We start from the raw sequence: 590 nt of genomic DNA, 5'->3' as shown, positions 1-590 counted from the left end.
GACGTATTCTCAATCTCTGGCCGTGGTACTGTAGTCACTGGCCGTGTTGAACGTGGTATTGTTCGCATTGGTGACGAAGTAGAAATCGTTGGTATCCGCGATACAACCAAGACAACATGTACTGGTGTAGAAATGTTCCGTAAGCTGCTTGACGAAGGTCGTGCAGGCGAGAACTGTGGTGTTTTATTACGTGGTACTAAGCGTGATGACGTAGAACGTGGTCAAGTATTGGCTAAACCAGGTTCAATCAACCCACACACGACTTTTGAATCAGAAATTTATGTTCTGTCAAAAGAAGAAGGCGGACGTCACACTCCATTCTTCAAGGGTTACCGTCCACAGTTCTACTTCCGTACAACAGACGTAACCGGAACTATCGAATTGCCAGAAGGCGTAGAGATGGTAATGCCTGGTGACAACATCAAGATGAAAGTGACCTTGATTTGCCCAATCGCGATGGACGAAGGTTTACGCTTCGCTATTCGTGAAGGTGGCCGTACAGTAGGTGCTGGTGTAGTAGCGAAAATTTTTGCTTAATAGCAAAGATTAGCAACACACAAAAAAGGAAGCTAAGGCTTCCTTTTTTATTT

1 protein-coding gene is annotated in these 590 nt (G+C 44.9%); it reads left to right on the top strand.

Going from position 1 to position 590, the window contains the following annotated elements:
• Positions 1–537 (top strand): EF-Tu/IF-2/RF-3 family GTPase (locus ACRN9H_RS19675; RefSeq protein WP_432315892.1); only part of this gene is annotated, 537 nt, incomplete at its 5' end.
• Positions 538–590: the final 53 nt, after the last annotated feature.

Origin of the sequence: Shewanella sp. MF08487 (genome assembly GCF_050848685.1) — a bacterium.
Lineage (GTDB): Bacteria > Pseudomonadota > Gammaproteobacteria > Enterobacterales > Shewanellaceae > Shewanella > Shewanella glacialipiscicola.
This window is presented reverse-complemented; position numbering and strand designations above follow the sequence as displayed.